The organism is Iningainema tapete BLCC-T55 (assembly GCF_014698965.1).
In the GTDB taxonomy this organism is placed as follows: domain Bacteria; phylum Cyanobacteriota; class Cyanobacteriia; order Cyanobacteriales; family Nostocaceae; genus Iningainema; species Iningainema tapete.
Genome location: NZ_JACXAE010000083.1, coordinates 1 through 13,026, shown reverse-complemented (window position 1 = coordinate 13,026; position 13,026 = coordinate 1). Strand labels below are relative to the sequence as shown.

14 protein-coding genes and 1 CRISPR repeat array are annotated in these 13,026 nt (G+C 44.6%); of the genes, 10 read left to right on the top strand and 4 right to left on the bottom strand.

What is annotated here, in order from left to right; all coding sequences use genetic code 11:
* Positions 1-78: 78 nt before the first annotated feature.
* From ICL16_RS26820 to ICL16_RS26805, 4 genes are all read left to right on the top strand, one after another.
* Entirely contained in the window at positions 79-2,277 is a 2,199-nt protein-coding gene (locus ICL16_RS26820; RefSeq protein ID WP_190834164.1) for a protein-disulfide reductase DsbD family protein, read from the top strand.
* A 17-nt stretch (positions 2,278-2,294) separates the two neighbouring features.
* A complete protein-coding gene (locus ICL16_RS26815; protein ID WP_190834157.1) occupies positions 2,295-2,972 on the top strand; it encodes a thioredoxin family protein in 678 nt (225 codons plus the stop codon).
* Positions 2,973-3,537: 565 nt separating this feature from the next.
* A complete protein-coding gene (locus ICL16_RS26810; RefSeq protein ID WP_190834154.1) occupies positions 3,538-3,990 on the top strand; it encodes a DUF6932 family protein in 453 nt (150 codons plus the stop codon).
* Positions 3,983-4,501, top strand: a complete 519-nt coding sequence (locus ICL16_RS26805) for a hypothetical protein (protein WP_190834150.1) — start codon at positions 3,983-3,985, stop codon at positions 4,499-4,501. The genes ICL16_RS26810 and ICL16_RS26805 overlap by 8 nt, the downstream gene beginning before the upstream one ends.
* Before the next feature lie 7 nt (positions 4,502-4,508).
* On the opposite strand, the gene ICL16_RS26800 is transcribed toward ICL16_RS26805, so the two are convergent.
* Positions 4,509-5,171, bottom strand: coding sequence for a DJ-1/PfpI family protein (locus ICL16_RS26800; RefSeq protein ID WP_190834146.1), 663 nt, complete (start codon positions 5,169-5,171; stop codon positions 4,509-4,511).
* On the opposite strand from ICL16_RS26800, the gene ICL16_RS46930 reads away from it, so the two are divergent.
* From ICL16_RS46930 to ICL16_RS26780, 5 genes are all read left to right on the top strand, one after another.
* Positions 5,170-5,298, top strand: a complete 129-nt coding sequence (locus tag ICL16_RS46930; protein WP_273039511.1) for a hypothetical protein — start codon at positions 5,170-5,172, stop codon at positions 5,296-5,298. The two genes, ICL16_RS26800 and ICL16_RS46930, sit on opposite strands and share 2 nt — an antisense overlap.
* A 128-nt stretch (positions 5,299-5,426) precedes the next feature.
* Positions 5,427-6,714: a CRISPR direct-repeat array (repeat unit 36 nt; unit sequence GTTTCCAACAAAGCGACTTCACCCTGTCGCCGGGAG).
* 304 nt (positions 6,715-7,018) lie between these two features.
* Positions 7,019-8,563, top strand: coding sequence for a Cas10/Cmr2 second palm domain-containing protein (locus ICL16_RS26795; RefSeq protein WP_190834143.1), 1,545 nt, complete (start codon positions 7,019-7,021; stop codon positions 8,561-8,563).
* Positions 8,548-9,579: a type III-B CRISPR module-associated Cmr3 family protein gene (locus tag ICL16_RS26790; protein ID WP_190834139.1), complete on the top strand. Its 1,032-nt coding sequence runs from the start codon at positions 8,548-8,550 to the stop codon at positions 9,577-9,579. Before ICL16_RS26795 ends, ICL16_RS26790 begins: the two co-directional genes overlap by 16 nt.
* Positions 9,580-9,634: 55 nt before the next feature.
* Positions 9,635-10,453: an RAMP superfamily CRISPR-associated protein gene (locus ICL16_RS26785; protein ID WP_190834135.1), complete on the top strand. Its 819-nt coding sequence runs from the start codon at positions 9,635-9,637 to the stop codon at positions 10,451-10,453.
* A complete protein-coding gene (locus ICL16_RS26780; protein ID WP_190834132.1) occupies positions 10,453-10,848 on the top strand; it encodes a hypothetical protein in 396 nt (131 codons plus the stop codon). Before ICL16_RS26785 ends, ICL16_RS26780 begins: the two co-directional genes overlap by 1 nt.
* A 49-nt stretch (positions 10,849-10,897) precedes the next feature.
* Here the strand turns inward: ICL16_RS26780 and ICL16_RS26775 are convergent, their stop codons facing one another.
* The 3 genes from ICL16_RS26775 to ICL16_RS47820 form a co-directional block, all read right to left on the bottom strand.
* Positions 10,898-11,518, bottom strand: a complete 621-nt coding sequence (locus ICL16_RS26775; RefSeq protein ID WP_190834129.1) for a Uma2 family endonuclease — start codon at positions 11,516-11,518, stop codon at positions 10,898-10,900.
* A 395-nt stretch (positions 11,519-11,913) separates the two neighbouring features.
* Complete coding sequence (locus tag ICL16_RS47825; protein WP_420485308.1) at positions 11,914-12,066, bottom strand: hypothetical protein; 153 nt, start codon at positions 12,064-12,066, stop codon at positions 11,914-11,916.
* A gap of 174 nt (positions 12,067-12,240) precedes the next feature.
* Positions 12,241-12,393 (bottom strand): hypothetical protein, encoded by a 153-nt coding sequence (locus tag ICL16_RS47820; protein WP_420485307.1) that lies wholly within the window; start codon positions 12,391-12,393, stop codon positions 12,241-12,243.
* Between the two features lie 308 nt (positions 12,394-12,701).
* Between ICL16_RS47820 and ICL16_RS47815 the strand changes: the two genes are divergently transcribed.
* A complete protein-coding gene (locus ICL16_RS47815; RefSeq protein ID WP_420485306.1) occupies positions 12,702-12,866 on the top strand; it encodes a hypothetical protein in 165 nt (54 codons plus the stop codon).
* The last annotated feature ends 160 nt before the right edge of the window (positions 12,867-13,026 follow it).

The window sequence follows — 13,026 nt, the reverse complement described above, 5'->3', positions numbered from 1 at the left end:
CATTTTTTTGTCACATTCACAGCTTATACTTGGTTTGTGATTGGTAAATAGCGCCTTCTCAACCCAAGTAGCGGCACTATGACTTTACAAGGTGGGAAAATATTAGCAGCTAACAAAGTTTGTTTAAACAAGTTAGTGACGCGATTGGGCTTTAGCCCACTGCGCTTCGCGCAATCGCTCACATGGATCGTAGCGGTGGCGATCGCTTGGTGTACAATCAGCATGGATGTTGCCTGGGCGGCATCCACCAAAAGTAGTAATGTGCAGGGGCAGCTTGTTAGTGAGGTAAAAACGATTCAGCCTGGTACTCCATTGTGGGTAGCATTGCAAATCAAAATTCGTCCGGGCTGGCATATATACTGGAAAAATCCTGGCGATTCGGGAGCAGCACCGAAGATTCAATGGACACGAACTCAAGGAGTTAATGCGGGAGAACTAGTATTTCCATACCCTGAGCGATTACCAGTAGGTCCTTTAATGAATTTCGGTTACAAAGACGAAGTATATCTTTTAACTGAAATCAATTCCAATACCTCACTACCTACTAATCCAGTTACGCTCCGCGCCAAAGCAGATATATTAGTCTGTAAAGAGGAGTGCATTCCAGAGCAAGTAACGTCAACATTGACAATGCCAGTAAATGCAAACGCTCCGGCGAAAGATTCAAATTGGGCAGAGGCTTTCTCCCGCACTCGTCAGGCGTTGCCCCAACCAACTCCATGGCAAACTTCATTTACCCTAGATGAAAAAGATTTAACGCTGTATGTAAATGCGCCTTCTTTGCAAGCAGGGCAAATTGAACAAGTGCAGTTCTTCCCTGAAAAAGATGGTATAATCCAGAATGCCGCACCACAAAATCTGAAAATTAGCAGTGATGGCATCACTCTCAAAATAGAGAGAGGCTATCAGGAAACGGCAAACATTGTTGAAGGTGTGCTAGTGGTAAGAGAGAAGCTCGACTCTAAAACCGCTACTCAAGCATTTACAATTCAAGCCAAACCTAAAGCAGCTTCTAACTCCAATCTTACCGCCCAAACAACAGATTCCCCAATCTGGCAAGCTTTAATATTGGCTCTAGTGGGAGGAATTGTCCTCAACCTCATGCCTTGTGTGTTTCCAGTGTTATCGCTCAAGGCACTGAATATTGCTCAGCAGGGGCAGCACAGCATCAGGCAAACCCGGTTACAGGGTTTAGTTTTTACCGCCGGAGTATTGGTAAGTTTTGCTTTGGTGGCAGGGGTTTTGCTGATTTTACGGGGATTGGGGCAGCAGATTGGTTGGGGTTTCCAACTTCAGTCACCGATGTTTGTACTGTTGATGGCATATGTTTTGTTTGCCGTTGGCTTGAGCTTATCGGGTGTGTTTGTGGTTGGGGCATCGATTATGGGAGTAGGGCATAGCTTGACATCGCGCTCAGGTTATGCAGGGGAATTCTTCACGGGAGTGCTGACAACTGTGATGGCAACTCCTTGTACTGCTCCATTTATGGCAACGGCGGTGAGTGTGGCACTGACACAACCGGCTGCTGTAGCGATCGCCATACTCATGACACTAGGATTCGGGTTAGCATTACCATATCTACTGCTGAGCTTTACTACAGCGTTGCGACGTTTCCTTCCCAAACCAGGAGCGTGGATGGAAACCTTCCAACAAATTCTCGCATTTCCCATGTACGCAGCCAGTGCTTGGTTAGTGTGGGTGTTGACACTACAGGCGGGAACTGATGGACTAGCAGTTGCACTAGGTGGTATGATTCTAATTGGTTTTGCCGCTTGGCTGCATCAAAAAACTCAGATGTCGCGCCAGTTTTGGCGGCGATTCGGGTTGGTTGGCTCATTAGTAGCAGTTGCCCTAGCAGTAACGCTGACTGGGCTAGTTCAAAACCCAACTCCAGTTGCCGAGCCGGGTTCCACGAATTCTGCTAGTCAGACACTGTGGAAACCTTATACTGTAGAGCAACTGGAAAGTCTACGCTCATCTCGTCAGCCAGTGTTCATCAATTTTACTGCTTCTTGGTGTATCACTTGCTTGGTGAATGAGCGAGTGGCGCTGAGTCAGCCAGAGGTGATGGCAGCTTTTCAAGACAAAGGTGTGACTTTAATTAAAGCCGATTGGACAAACCGGAATCCTAATATTACAGAAGCGCTGAGCAAATTTGGCAGGAGTGGTGTACCGCTCTACGTTTTTTATCCTACAGGCTTGGAGCAACAGCCTTTAATCTTACCGCAAGTTTTGACGCCTGCAATAGTGCAAGACTCACTTTCTAAAGTCAGTTGATAAAGGAGCAACTAATAATGATGAAAAAACAATTACTGGGAATAGCTGTTGTTGGTGCGATCGCTGTAGGTGCTAGTGTTGGGAGTAGCTTAAATCTGGAGTCAATTAGCAATGCCCAAACAGTTAGTAACACCAAAATTGCTGCTGCACCTTTGAGAGTGGGGCAACCAGCACCAGATTTTACAGGAGTTGACAGTAACGGTAAGAGCCATCGCTTGAGTGACTTTAAGGGGAAAGTTGTGGTTTTGGAATGGACGAATCACCAGTGTCCTTTTGTCAAGAAACATTATGACTCAGGGAATATGCAGAAGTTACAAAAATCTGCTAATGGTAAGGGAGTTGTTTGGTTATCGATAAATTCCTCTGCGCCAGGGCAGCAGGGAAATGTGAATGGGGCGCAAGCTAACGAACTGACTAAAAGCCGTGGCGCTGCACCAACTGCCGTTTTACTTGATTCAGATGGTAAAATTGGTCGTCTCTACAATGCTCGTACAACTCCTCATATGTACGTGATTGCTTCTAATGGTACTCTGGCTTATATGGGGGCTATTGATAGTATTTCTTCTTCAGATCAAGCAGACGTCCCAAAAGCGAAGAATTACGTTAGTGCAGCTCTGGATACTGTATCGAAGGGACAGAAGGTAGATCCTTCGGTGACTCAACCTTATGGTTGTACTGTTAAATACGGTAGCTAACTTTGAGAATTGGGGGGCGATCGCGTTTAGGGTGCGATCGCACCTTTGCTTTGTTAATTGGTATGTTCATTTGCCGCTGATAAAGTTAATATTTATTCAAACGCTAAAAAATAAGGATAAGGTTTAGGTACAGAATTGTTAGTCGATGCCTTGGAACGTGCAGTTAGGGCTTCTCAAGAAATTGGTATATTTGCAGTCTGAGTAGATGCTATCAATTTGCAAGCAAAGAATTTTTATCTTAAGCATGAGTTTATTACGTTTCAGGACATGAACTCTCACTTTTTCTAGCAATATAAACAATAATTAAAGAGTTTATATAATTGAAAAAAAATTGTTACGGATGTAATTGATTACAAAATCTACGGTTATAACTTACAACTAGTTGAGAAAGAACAAGAGCCAAAATTCTTGGGATTAACACAAGTGTTGCGTGTGGATACGGTTTGTATAGTAGCTCCCCTATGGTCTACGTAGTTTTATAGGTTCGATTTAGCATTTGATTTATAAAATTGATTAGCTTTTATGATATGCTTTTGATGAAGTTTTTGGTAACAACTAGTTATTAATGATTCCTGAATTTGATGAAAATGGTAATTTACCTCCTGGTGTGCATTTTTGCGATTGGGATGAATTTAAAGAGAAGTTTGGGTATACACCAAGACGCGCACAAATGATTCTAGGAATGTCAGCAGCAATGTCACAATTAAAAGCTGCTGGATGTAGAATTTTTTATATTAATGGTTCTTTTGTTACCAGTGAACCAAAACCAAATGATTTTGATGCTTGCTGGGAGCCAGATGATGTTGATATGGATTACCTGCGAAAAAATGCACCTACATTATTAAATTTTTCTAATAAACGGGCAGCACAGAAAGCTAAATATAAGGGTGAGTTGTTTCGTTCGGATCAGCCAGTTGATGATGAAGGTACAACATCTATAGATTTCTTTCAACTCGACAGGAGACAAAATAAAAAAGGTATCATTGCTATAGATTTATTGAGGTGGAGCTATGATTAAAAATGAGCTAGAGTACAACGTCACTAAATCCTGGGTAGAGAAAATGGGGCGAGCTACCGCTGCTCTAGTACAAGATGAAGAAAAGAAAAAGAATCAATCTGATGTTTGGCAACTTCATTATGATGGGGTCACTTCTCAACAAAGTGACCTTTTAGAACAGGTAGCTGAATATGAAGCACTAGTAACTCATAACCCCAATGAATCTATCACACTCTCGGTAGAGTGTATGAACAAAATATCTGACTTATTAATAAAAGCCAGAATTGCCTTCAAAATTACGCAAAAAGAACTTGCTTCACTGTGCGATCGCAGCGAAGAACAAATTAAATTATTTGAAGATAAAGACTATCAAAACGCAACATTCCTAGATTTTTTAGCAGTTTCTGATGCTTTAGGGGTTGAAATTATTGATGGTAAATTTATTGCCAAAATGGATGAGTTTTACCTCAAACGTTTAGAAGCAATACGCGCATCAGAAAATATCGATGCTGGGCTAAAAGCAGCATCATGAACCATCTCTAGTCAACTATTAAACCTAATGTTCCCGCAGCATATGACATTGCCTTTTGCACTAACTCAGGTCCTGCCTTCTCCGGTGAACCAACATCGAACGGAGGGGCTGGATCATACTCAATCAAGAGTTGAGCGATCTTGGCGGCTTCTTCACCACACAGCATTTCAGCGATTGTTAGACCAAAATCAATACCTGTAGTCACACCCCCACCCGTCATGCGATTACCGTCAATTACGACTCGCTCACATCCAACCTCAACACCCAAACTTGTAAGCTGTTCACGAGTCATCCAGTGCGTTGCTGCGCGATAGCCTTGGAGCAGCCCTGCCTTCGCCAGAAATTCAGACCCACCACACACAGAGGTGACGAACTTTGCGGTACTTCCCTGTTTATGGACAAAATCAAGCACTTGTGGATCGTCTACGACTTTCATTTGTCCTATGCCGCCGCCGACACAGATCACGTCCAAGGGCGGGCAATTGTCAAAGGTGGTATCCGGCACAATCATCATTCCGTCATCGGTTTTGATCGGGTCTAGCGTCTTCCAGATGCGGTGTAACTCGACACCGGGAAGCGAACTAAACACTGTCTGGGGTCCGACAATATCCAGTGCCGTCATGCCAGGATAAACTACCAAGCCAATGATGTGCTTTTGTGAGTCAGTCATGAATCCATCTCCTATGGCGATCGCCATGAAATCTATCTTGATACTAGGAGTAACAACCGACCCTGCCCAGTCCTCGATCGAGTACTCTTTTCGCCACGATGACGATTTCCTTGCAGCTTTTATTTAAAGCAATCAACTAGGTGAAAGATGAACATGAGGTGCGATTTGGCGAAACCGACGCTTTGCGATCGCACCTCATACCAAAGATAAGTGAGTATTTTGCAGCCAAGCGGTCAGGAATTTTCTTCGATCAGCATTTCCAACAAAGCGACTTCACCCTGTCGCTGGGAGTCCTAGATTTACATCCAGATGAGCAGAAGTGGCTTTTTCCGTTTCCAACAAAGCGACTTCACCCTGTCGCCGGGAGGCTAAGTTACAAAAGGCGTCTAGAAAGCGTGATTGTTTCCAACAAAGCGACTTCACCCTGTCGCCGGGAGGGAGTGATAAAAGCTTTAGTCCTCGGCATCGGGGCAAGTTGTTTCCAACAAAGCGACTTCACCCTGTCGCCGGGAGTAAACATAGAGATAGATCTTGGGTAAAAATACTTATTAGTTTCCAACAAAGCGACTTCACCCTGTCGCCGGGAGTCAGGGGAAGATAAGTACAAAGCAGTGTCAGCCTTGTTTCCAACAAAGCGACTTCACCCTGTCGCCGGGAGTGTAATGGCTACTTTGTGTTCGCACTCTTCTAATTTATCGTTTCCAACAAAGCGACTTCACCCTGTCGCCGGGAGCATTGCACCTGCGATCGCTACCTTCTCCATATCAGATGGTTTCCAACAAAGCGACTTCACCCTGTCGCCGGGAGTTTGCCCGCATCTGCAAGGGAATGTTTGCTGCTAAGAAGAAGTTTCCAACAAAGCGACTTCACCCTGTCGCCGGGAGTTCAAAGCTTGCTGGTAATTAGCAAGCGTCTTAGGGTTTCCAACAAAGCGACTTCACCCTGTCGCCGGGAGATAAAACCCTCACGAACGCTGTGAGTGTGGAGATGCGTTTCCAACAAAGCGACTTCACCCTGTCGCCGGGAGTTCTAGATAAGGGTATTTTTATGGAAGCAAAGATACTTCCGTTTCCAACAAAGCGACTTCACCCTGTCGCCGGGAGTTATTTACGGAAAGGTGCGGGGGTCAAGGTTCAGTTAGAGTTTCCAACAAAGCGACTTCACCCTGTCGCGGGGAGCCTACTTGAACCGATTTTACGAACTTATTGATGTCGCGTTTCCAACAAAACGACTTCACCCTGTCGCGGGGAGCTGACAAAGAAGGGTTGTTAGAAATGATTGAGAGGTTGTTTCCAACAAAGCGACTTCACCCTGTCGCGGGGAGCAGACGTGAAAAACGCTGAAGTAGCAGCTCAAATAAATGTTTCCAACAAAGCGACTTCACCCTTTCGCGGGGAGCGGGAATACTTTATTGAATCAGGTGAAGTGGTGATCAAGTTTCCAACAAAGCGACTTCACCCTGTCGCCGGGAATCTCTTAATATTGCATCTATCTCTGGACGGAATTTGTTTCCAACAAAGCGACTTCACCCTGTCGCGGGGAGGCTGCTTTTGAAAGCCTTACTTACAATAGCATCTAAAACCCATTTGCGAGCTATGGGATTTTTGTCGCTACAATTGCGAGAAATTTTGCTGTAAAAAAGGCTGAAACCATTACAGAGTAATAAATCGAGCGCCTCAACGAAAGAATGGGGGTTTCCTGGATTTTTGATGATAGTCGATTAACATAGTGGGTAATTTAAATATTATTTTTGATTTTGCATTTTGAATTTGCTGGAAAAGTCCCTTTCCAACCGTCTGTTAAAGTATAAATTGATTAAATCTAGTTATGTCGTAATAACCGCGTTGATGACAGAGACTATTTACACCGCTATCACCTTTGCACCTGTTCAGGGTTTCATCGAAAAATCCCGGAAACTGCGAGACTTGTATGGCAGTTCATTTATCCTTTCCTACTTAGCCTATGCGGTATGCGAAGCTGCCGAAAACCAAGATCATCATGTTGTATCGCCAGCAACTATTAATGTTGTGCAAGGCACTCCTAACCAAATAATTATACTTGGTGGTTTCGACCAAAAGGAGGCGTCTGCTGTATTCAACTACGCCTGGAAAACTCTCACCCGCACTTGTCAGCAGTGGATAGAACGCCAGATTCCGGGGGAATATCAGTGGCGGCAGGAGTGGGAATTGTGGACAAATCATGCTTGGGAGTTCTTTTGGGCGCAAGGTAAAAGCATTAGTGATGTCAGGCGCAAGTTGAACGACATTAAGCGATCGCGTAACTGGACTGGTATTAACTGGCAAGGTGAAAGTTCTACCCTATCTGGTGCAGATGCGATCGCCCACTTTGGGATGGGGCGCAACCGCAACCCAAAGGAACGCAACCTCACCGCAGAAGCTCAACAAATCCGTTCGTTTTACACTCAGTTGCGTCAGCTAAAACCTTTAGGGGAAGCTTTTGTTGATGAAAGTGAGCAGTTGAGCATTCCCGAACTAATTAAGCGGCTGATTACTTATAATGTCATAGCTGAGAAACTGAAGCTCCCATCCAATCAACTACCCAGCGTGGAAATTCCCGAAAGCTTCCGCGATCTTAACCGTTGGGAAGAAAAACGTTTTACAGGCTGGTTTCAAGGCGATGGCGACAGCATTGGTAAATACTTGCAAGATAAGGCAAAGTATGGTATAGAAGAGGAAAGTCTCAAGCAATTCAGTAAGGCAATGCTGAACTGGGGCAAGGAATGGCTGAAACCGTCAGTAAACAAAGGTTTGGGTCGAGTTGTCTATGCAGGTGGGGATGATTTCCTGGGAGTATTTTATCGCAATGCCCCAGAACCAGAATTAACTGCCCAAGAATGTTTGCGTTGGTTCTACACTTTTCCGGAACTGTGGCGCAAACATGGACGAGAAATTACTGTCAGTGTTGGCTTTGTTTGGGCTGGATATGGTGTGCCACAGCGGGATGTGTTGCAACATTGCCGGGAAGCGGAGAAGTCGGCTAAGAGTAATGGACGCGATCGCATTGCGTTGCGAATTCTCTTCAACGGAGGTAACTGGATGGAATGGGTTTGTCCTTGGTGGTTTCTCAAGGATGTTTTGGAGAGTTATTCTGACCGTAACGGTAAGCAAAATTGGACGCATATATATAATGATATCGCCGTGCTGGAATCTCGTCACGCCTTTGAGGGTAATCAATCAGAAGTAGCTTTGGCACTGTTTGAAGTTTACTTTGGTGAAAATAATCGCGCTACCTTAGAGAAACACTTGTGGGATAAAGACAACAAAACGGGAATTTTGGGTAACGCAAGGGAAGAATATCAAGAAGTACATCTAGTTAACGAGTGGATTATTAACCTTGCTAAAGTTGGGTTTCATTTATGTTCCAATACCTAATTATTATTGAACCTTTGGGATTACTGTATGGCAGTGCGGGGCGGTTCCTCTCGCCAGAGAATTTAGTCGGGCGTTCTGGTATCAGCTTTCCCCCCAGTGCTGCCACGGTGTCGGGGTTATATGCTGCAACTTATACCAGCGATGAACTAGAATCACTAAGACTTGCTGGGGCATTTTGGGCGTATAGCAAGGAACCAGAAAATTTCTACGTCCCCACACCGTTGAATTACTTAGTGCAAATGGAGAAACATACTAAAAAAGGTGAAATTAAAAAGGGTGAAATCAAGCACCGATTATCTTGGCACAAAGACGAAGACGGAACAGGGCAATGGCTACCGCTGGTATCGGGTAAGTTTAAAAGCGGTAGTTGGATTGCAATCAATGAGTGGCATCAACCCCAGTACGTGAGTGAGAAGCCTTGGGAATACCTGCCGCACTTGCATCCCCGACTGGAACTGAATCAGCGCAAAGTTGATACAGACAGCACCCAAGGCAGTCTGTTTTTGGAAAACGCCGTGCAGATGCATCCCGATACCTGCTTAATCTACCTCAGCAACATTCCTTTACCTGATGGCTGGTATCGCTTCGGTGGTGAAGGACACATGGTGGATGTGCGATCGCTTCCTATTTCCGAGTCAACCCAAAAGCTGTTCAACCAACCAGTCGGCAAACACTTTACCCTGATTACTCCTGCCGTTTGGGGTTCCAATCGCCTATCTTACCGAGAACCAATGATTTATCAGCAAAACAGTTGGGAATCTGCTTGGCAGATAGAAACCTTCCTCACAGAACGTCCTATGCCATTTCGGTATCGGCTAGGCGGTAACGGTAAAACTAAACGTTTATCTCGCGGACGTTACGCCGTCCCATCTGGTAGCGTCTACGTTCTCAAAGAACAGCTTAACTTACCTTGGCATAATTGGTCAGAATCTTGGTTTCCCACTGAGGCTTATTCCTTCAAACGCTGGGGATGCGGCTTGGCATTGCCTTTGGCAACAGAGAAAGCAGGTACTTAGAATATACGCCGGAGTCACGAATAAATTGATACATTATTAAAAGATTTACAGTTAAATGTATAAAAGAGCATACGGAATTATTGAAACTTTGGCTCCTCTCCATGTGGGAGCCAGTGCAGGTGAAGAAACTGGCAACCTCAATCTGATATTCCGAGATCAGTTCACGCAAACGGGAATTATTCCCGGTAGTTCGATACGCGGTCGCTTCCGTGCTGATATGCGTGCTAATGAAGCAGGTATGGAAGCCAATTGGTACGGGCATCATGTTGTGGAAGGGCGAGAAGACGGAGGCACTACAGAAGCACTCGTTAAGTTTGAATATGCCTCATTAGTGTGGTTGCCAGTGTTTTGTCCCGGTCAACCCGTGGTTTGGATTAGTTGTCCTCGCTTGTTAAAACGATACAAGCTGATTGCGGGAATTTCTGAGTCAATACCCGCAGCTTACACTGCACCGAAAACTCTCCAAGGGCGACAGGTAGGAGTTAATCGCAAAGTCCTATTTTTCAACTTGGGATTTATGGAGATAGAACAGGAAGCTGATTTATCACAATGGATTCCTAGCGGTACGGACTTACCAGCATCAAACCTTGTGGTTGTCGGGGATAACGATATTGCCATGTTGCATGATATGGGACTCTATCGCCAAAGTCGAGTCAAGTTGCTTGATGAAGTGAAAAAAGTAGACACGGATAGAGGGGGATTTTTTAACGTGGAAGCGTTACCAGAAGGAAGCATCTTGGTGTTTCCAGTCGCTTTGAAAGAAAAGGGGTGGAAACCTTTTGGTGATTCTGAATCCAGTGAACTTTATTTTGGTGGTTTGGAATCAGTTGGGTTTGGTCGTTGCCGCGTTACATTAGGAGGAGAGTATAAATAATGGCTTGGTATTCCTACGGTTTAGATCAAGAAGCGCAAAAGCTGGTTTTAGCAGCAAAACAACGGGAAAAAAATTCCCTCAATCAATCCTACAAAATGCGAATGGCTGTTGCCTACGGATTGGAAAGGTTTTGGGGTGAGCATTTACGTCTTCAGAAAAAAGAGCCGAACAAATCCCTATATTGGAAGGAAACTTGGGAAGTACTGGTGAAGATTATGCAGCGTGCTGGTGTGACGTTGCCCAATGATAACGTTAACGCCGATGATGTGAAAACAGTCCAAGCGATGAGTGAGAAGTTGTGGCAGATGGAGTTATCCGATCAGCGCGTGGCTTTGGCTGTGTTGACTTCTCTGTGCGATTCCATTGTCTGGTGGACGCAGCGACATAAGGGGTAGGGTTATATTTTGAGAAGCCGTGCGTTTGATGGGGCGTGCTTTGCAGGATTCACGCTGACTCAATCCCAGCACCAAAAATCTGTTGAGCAGTTAAGGTAAGCTCTGGGAATGTAGGGGATACGATACGCTCGTCACCCCTAAACTTTTTAATCCGATACTCACCATCATCCAATGAGCAAACTAATATAGTAGGTTGTTTAGGATCGCCAATAAATTCCCTACCTCCTAAAGCGGCATAATCAACAATCCAATATTCAGGAATTCCCATTTCTTCATAGTCAGCATATTTTTTATGATAATCATCTCGCCAATTGGTACTAACTACCTCAACCACCAAAGGGATAGATGCTGCTTGACTTACAGTCGATTCCTTTTTCCATAGTTCTTCATTTTTAAGATTTGCACGGTTTAACAATAATACATCTGGTGAATAGCCAGATTTTTTTTCGGGTGGTTTAACTAGCGCTGTTTTGGGTATGAAGTAAGGAAATCTCAACCGTCTATATTCCGCGACTATTTCTTCAACCAAAAAGCCAATAATGTCTTCATGATCGCCCAATGGCTGTGGCATTTCAACAATTACTCCATCGTGTAGTTCATAACGTCCACCGTCAGGTTTCCACTTGACGAATTCTTCAAATGTTACTAGTTTTGGTAGCGCTTGAGTCATGTTCACCTCCAGTTTCTAGAAATTCACCATACTCCGTAACCAGAATATTAATGTAAAAGGTAAATGTTCTTATTACCTCCATTATCATCTTAAAGACTGAACTGGGAAGCATTAACACTGACACGTCATTTTTGATTCCCAAGCGGTAGATGCAAAATTTGATTCTAACAAAGCCACATCATCGGGTTACTAGAAGCGATCGCCACAACTCCTAATGGCATGAGGGTAAGTGCTGGGGTTTCCAACAAAGCGACTTCACCCTGTCGCTGGGAAGTTTCTCATAATCCAGAGTACAAGCTGGGTATGGTGTTTCCAACAAAGCGACTTCACCCTGTCGTCGGGAAACCATTTACAAAAGGGCTAGCTTCAAATATATAGTTTCCAACAAAGCGACTTCACCCTGTCGCTGGGAAGTTAGCAACAGTACGAGTACCAATACATTGAGAGGCGCGAGTTTCCAACAAAGCGACTTCACCCTGTCGCTGGGAACCAGAGTTAACGCTTGGTGTTGGGTAATCACTCGATCGTTTCCAACAAAGCGACTTCACCCTGTCGCTGGAAAATTAGAAACGCTAATCCTTATTACATAAAAAGGGTTCGTTTCCAACAAAGCGACTTCACCCTGTCGCTAGGAATTATTCCTCATTTGAGGCTAAAACGCCTCCTGAGCGGTTTCCAACAAAGCGACTTCACCCTGTCGCTGGGAAGCAATGCTGGAGGAACTACGATCGCAGCATGGTGAGTTTCCAACAAAGCGACTTCACCCTGTCGCTGGGAATAGGCAGCTGCTGGAATGCCCAGGCAGTATACTTACGGGTTTCCAACAAAGCGACTTCACCCTGTCGCTGGGAAGAGTGATATGTTTTATGTTGCATTAGATATGTACAAGTTTCCAACAAAGCGACTTCACCCTGTCGCTGGGAAGTTTTACCGATAATAGCGATCGCCCCATAGCTGTGCGGCTACCGTTTCCAACAAAGCGACTTCACCCTGTCGCTGGGAAGTCATCCAATCCAATTGGAGTCTTTAATATACTCAAGTTTCCAACAAAGCGACTTCACCCTATCGCTGGGAAGTGAAATGGTCTTTAACACAATGGAAGGAGAAGTCCGGTTTCCAACAAAGCGACTTCACCCTGTCGCTGGGAAGATATCTGGCGTACAAACGATCGCAGTGATTTAGAATGGTTTCCAACAAAGCGACTTCACCCTGTCGCGGGGAAGTTAAGCGCGATCGCCACACCTTCGCGATCGCTTACAACCGTTTCCAACAAAGCGACTTCACCCTGTCGCGGGGAAGTCTATCTTCTTTCGAGACAGAAGTAGGCAAGGTAGAGTTTGTTACTTGAATCATAAATTTGCATTTTTGCAATTTTATGCTTCCACTAAGGCTGTGCAATTTTATGATTCCATATAGGCTAGGAAGTATAAATGTTGAGAACCATATTAAATATTATACACGTTCTCGTTGAGATTGATAACGGTATAGTTTGTAACGTGTAGTTATTT

Coding starts and splice junctions, on each gene's coding strand:
- ICL16_RS26795 (WP_190834143.1), top strand. CDS start 7,019: ATGACAGAGACTATTTACACCGCTATCACCTTTGCACCTGTTCAGGGT.
- ICL16_RS26790 (WP_190834139.1), top strand. CDS start 8,548: ATGTTCCAATACCTAATTATTATTGAACCTTTGGGATTACTGTATGGC.
- ICL16_RS47815 (WP_420485306.1), top strand. CDS start 12,702: ATGGTTTCCAACAAAGCGACTTCACCCTGTCGCGGGGAAGTTAAGCGC.
- ICL16_RS26780 (WP_190834132.1), top strand. CDS start 10,453: ATGGCTTGGTATTCCTACGGTTTAGATCAAGAAGCGCAAAAGCTGGTT.
- ICL16_RS47820 (WP_420485307.1), bottom strand. CDS start 12,393: ATGCAACATAAAACATATCACTCTTCCCAGCGACAGGGTGAAGTCGCT.
- ICL16_RS26785 (WP_190834135.1), top strand. CDS start 9,635: ATGTATAAAAGAGCATACGGAATTATTGAAACTTTGGCTCCTCTCCAT.
- ICL16_RS26810 (WP_190834154.1), top strand. CDS start 3,538: ATGATTCCTGAATTTGATGAAAATGGTAATTTACCTCCTGGTGTGCAT.
- ICL16_RS26805 (WP_190834150.1), top strand. CDS start 3,983: ATGATTAAAAATGAGCTAGAGTACAACGTCACTAAATCCTGGGTAGAG.
- ICL16_RS26775 (WP_190834129.1), bottom strand. CDS start 11,518: ATGACTCAAGCGCTACCAAAACTAGTAACATTTGAAGAATTCGTCAAG.
- ICL16_RS26800 (WP_190834146.1), bottom strand. CDS start 5,171: ATGACTGACTCACAAAAGCACATCATTGGCTTGGTAGTTTATCCTGGC.
- ICL16_RS26820 (WP_190834164.1), top strand. CDS start 79: ATGACTTTACAAGGTGGGAAAATATTAGCAGCTAACAAAGTTTGTTTA.
- ICL16_RS26815 (WP_190834157.1), top strand. CDS start 2,295: ATGATGAAAAAACAATTACTGGGAATAGCTGTTGTTGGTGCGATCGCT.
- ICL16_RS46930 (WP_273039511.1), top strand. CDS start 5,170: ATGAATCCATCTCCTATGGCGATCGCCATGAAATCTATCTTGATACTA.